This window comes from Thomasclavelia sp. (assembly GCF_017889095.1).
GTDB lineage: Bacteria > Bacillota_I > Bacilli_A > Erysipelotrichales > Coprobacillaceae > Thomasclavelia.
The window spans coordinates 1-3,606 of the sequence record NZ_JAGHEW010000192.1; the positions used below are offsets into that span (position 1 = coordinate 1).

Annotated in this window: 5 protein-coding genes; all 5 read left to right on the top strand. The window is 32.5% G+C overall.

Annotated elements, in window-relative coordinates; translation table 11 throughout:
* The coding region (pgk, locus tag J7M77_RS08195; protein WP_296877347.1) for a phosphoglycerate kinase at positions 1-300 on the top strand (300 nt) is incomplete at its 5' end.
* A gap of 16 nt (positions 301-316) precedes the next feature.
* On the top strand, positions 317-1,060 hold the full coding sequence (gene tpiA, locus J7M77_RS08200) for a triose-phosphate isomerase (RefSeq protein WP_296877348.1): 744 nt from the start codon (positions 317-319) through the stop codon (positions 1,058-1,060).
* A gap of 215 nt (positions 1,061-1,275) precedes the next feature.
* Positions 1,276-1,659, top strand: coding sequence for a desulfoferrodoxin family protein (locus J7M77_RS08205; RefSeq protein ID WP_296877349.1), 384 nt, complete (start codon positions 1,276-1,278; stop codon positions 1,657-1,659).
* 113 nt (positions 1,660-1,772) lie between these two features.
* Positions 1,773-3,071, top strand: a complete 1,299-nt coding sequence (locus tag J7M77_RS08210) for a circularly permuted type 2 ATP-grasp protein (RefSeq protein ID WP_296877350.1) — start codon at positions 1,773-1,775, stop codon at positions 3,069-3,071.
* The coding region (locus J7M77_RS08215; protein WP_296877352.1) for an alpha-E domain-containing protein at positions 3,068-3,606 on the top strand (539 nt) is incomplete at its 3' end. The genes J7M77_RS08210 and J7M77_RS08215, both read left to right, overlap by 4 nt.

Sequence of the window (3,606 nt, forward strand, 5' to 3'; positions counted from 1 at the left end):
GGACCTAAATCTGTTGAAAACATCAAAAAAGCATTGGAAGGTGCTAAAACAGTTATCTGGAATGGACCAATGGGTGTATTTGAAATGGATACATTTGCAAAAGGAACAATCGAAGTGTGTGAAGCTTTAGCTAACTTAGATGGTGCTAATACAATTATCGGGGGTGGAGATAGCGCTGATGCTGTTATGCAATTAGGATATAAAGATAAAGTTTCTCATATCTCAACTGGTGGAGGAGCTTCATTAGAATATATGGAAGGTAAAGTTCTTCCTGGTATTGCTGCAATTGATGATAAATAATAAGGGGAAAAAGATAATGAGAAAACCAATTATTGTAGGAAACTGGAAAATGAATAAAACAATCGCTGATACTAAAGCGTTTGTTGAAGCGGTTGATGGAAAAGTTAGTGATAGTGCTGATTGGGGAATTGCAACTCCATATCTAGCATTACAAACTGCTAAAGCAGAAGCTAAAAAATTATTAGTTGCTGCTGAAAACTGCCATTTCAAAGATAGCGGAGCTTATACTGGTGAAGTTAGTGTTGAAATGTTAAAAGAAATCGGAGTTGAATGGGTTATCTTAGGACACTCTGAAAGAAGACAATATTTTGGTGAAACTGATGAAACAGTTAACGCTAAAATGGTTCAAGTATTGAAAAATGATATGACTCCAATCGTATGTGTTGGGGAAACATTAGAAGAATATGAAGCCGGAACTACTAAAGATGTAGTTAAAAAACAAACTGTTGCTGCATTTAAAGATGTATGTCCTAAATGTGCTGCACGCACAGTAATTGCTTATGAACCAGTTTGGGCAATTGGTACTGGTAAAACAGCTACTAATGAAATTGCTCAAGATGTATGCGCATATATCCGTAGCGTAATTGCTGATTTATATGATCAAGAAGTTGCTGATGCAATTAGAATTCAATATGGTGGATCTGTAAAACCTGAAGGTTTAAAAACTTTATTAGAACAACCTGATATTGACGGAGCTTTAGTTGGTGGAGCTTCATTACAAGTAGATTCATATATTGCTATGATTGAAAATTTAGGATAATGAAACTAAGAAGGTCGATAATGGCCTTCTTTTTTTATAAAATAATCGTATTTTATAAAAGCTGGATTTGTATAAATAAAATAAAAATGGGGATGCTATAATAGGTGTAGATAATAATGACCGAAAAATATAAAGCATATTAGTAACTATTATTATTTAATTGTGCTATTATAAAGATGCAAGGGATAGATTAAAACATAAAGGAGGTTTTAGTAATGAAACTATTAAAATGCCCAGTTTGTGGCAATGTTGTAGAAATGGTCGAAGACCACAAAGTACCAGTAATGTGTTGTGGAAAACCAATGCAGGAAGTTGTTGCTGGATCAGTTGATGCTGCAGTTGAAAAACATGTACCAGTTGTTAAAGTTGAAGGTGATTATCTAGTTGCAGCTGTTGGTGAAGTAATGCATCCAATGACAGCAGAGCATTTAATTAGTAATATCTGGGTGGAATTCGAAGATGGTAGTGCAATGAAAGTTACATTGACTCCAGAAGATGAACCAGTTGCTAAATTTAATGTTGCTGGTAAAAGTGGAAAAGCTACAGTTTATGAATATTGTAATCTTCATGGATTGTGGAAAAAAGAAATTGATTTATAAACCTCCGGTGACTTGGAGGTTTTTTATTTGGGAGCATATTGACAATCCCTTTAAGATAAAGTATTATATTGATAATAAAATATTATTAATATAATAAAAAATGGGGGATTAATATGGAAGGTTTGGTAAAACATGAAAAAAGTATCAATGAGCTATTAAAACGATATGGGGTTAAATTTGGAATTTATAAAAACAATGAATTTCATGAAAATTTCTTTCCATTTGATACTTTGCCGAGAATTATCGAAGCTAAAGAGTTTGAATATCTAGAAAAAGGATTGATTCAGCGAGTAAACAGCTTAAATATGTTCTTAAAAGATATCTATACAAAACAGGAAATTGTTAAAGATGGAGTTATTCCTGAAGAATTTATATATATTTCTAAAGGTTATTTCCATGAGTGTTATAATGTGGTACCTTCAAAAGGGATTTATAGTCATATTTCGGGGATTGATTTAGTACAAGGCAAGGATAAGAATTGGTATGTTCTTGAAGACAATTTAAGAATACCTTCGGGGGCAAGTTATCCAATGATAGCTAGAGAATTAACCAGAAGGGCTTCGCCAATGACATTTATCAATAACTCTATTATTGATAATCGCAGTTATGGACAAATGTTAAAAGAAGTAATGGATTATGTAAATTGTGGTGGAATAAACGTTATTTTAACACCAGGAAGATATAATTCAGCATATTTTGAACATTCTTTTTTGGCAGAGAAAACAGGGGCTATATTGGCTTCGCCGCAGGAACTGGTCGTTGAAAATAATATGTTATTTTATAAAAATCATGTTGGACTGAAAATCAAAGTTGGTTCGTTATATCAAAGAATTTCTGATGAATATCTTGATCCAATGACTTTTTTGCCAGAATCGGTAATTGGGGTTGCAAACTTAATGGCGGTTTATCGTTCAAATAATGTTGCGATAATTAATGCGCCTGGTAATGGGGTAGCTGATGATAAAGGGATTTATTATTTTGTGCCTAAAATGATCGAATATTATTTGCATGAAAAACCAATTTTAAACAATGCACCAACTTATTTGCCGTATTTTAAAGCAGATTTAGATTATGTTGTTGCCAATTTGGAAAAGTTAGTTATTAAAGATGTTTCTGAAGCTGGTGGTTATGGCGTGATTTTTGGTGCTGATTTAAATAAAGATGAATTGGCCAATTTAAAGAATTTAATCATTGAACAGCCACGGCGCTGGATTGGTCAGGAAGTAATTGATTTTGTTGATTTACCAGTTAATGAACATGGTAAAAAGGTAATGCGAAAAGCCGATTTACGAGCTTTTGTTTTATCAGGAGAAAAGACAAAAGTTTGGCCAAGCGGTTTAACCCGCTATGCCCGTAAAGAAGGGTCGTTTGTTGTAAATTCATCACAAGGAGGAGGGTTTAAAGATACATGAGTGCTTTCACGATAGAAAAAGCTAATAACTTATATTGGCTAGGACGTTACATTGAAAGAGTATTTATTTCAATCACAGCTTATCAAGATATTTTTGATCGGATAATTGATGGGGACGAACATGCCTATCATGATTATTGCAAACAGTTAGATATTGATGACTTTTATTTAAATGATGCTCATTTTGTTACTTCATATTTATATGATCGTGATAATCCTGATTCTCTTATTTCTAATTTGTTGCGAGCTTATGATAATGCGATTGTATTACGGGAAGAGATAACTTCAGCAACTTTATCATATATTCAGTTAGCTTGTAATGCTTTTGAAAAAAATATTATTAAATGTGGAAAATATGTTGAACAAGTTGATTTGTGTTTTCGGTTAGCGTATGATCGTCAGGATTTAGAAAAAAGTATTTCACGATTAAATAATCGGATTTTGCAGATACAAAAAATTTTAGAATTAGATGACCCTAATCAATTATTAGTAGATGAAACTATGAATTATCTAGATTTTATTAATAAGCTAAATAA

What these genes read in the sequence shown, in the direction of transcription:
- tpiA (WP_296877348.1), top strand. Translation starts at nt 317, where the DNA reads ATGAGAAAACCAATTATTGTAGGAAACTGGAAAATGAATAAAACAATC.
- J7M77_RS08205 (WP_296877349.1), top strand. Translation starts at nt 1,276, where the DNA reads ATGAAACTATTAAAATGCCCAGTTTGTGGCAATGTTGTAGAAATGGTC.
- J7M77_RS08210 (WP_296877350.1), top strand. Translation starts at nt 1,773, where the DNA reads ATGGAAGGTTTGGTAAAACATGAAAAAAGTATCAATGAGCTATTAAAA.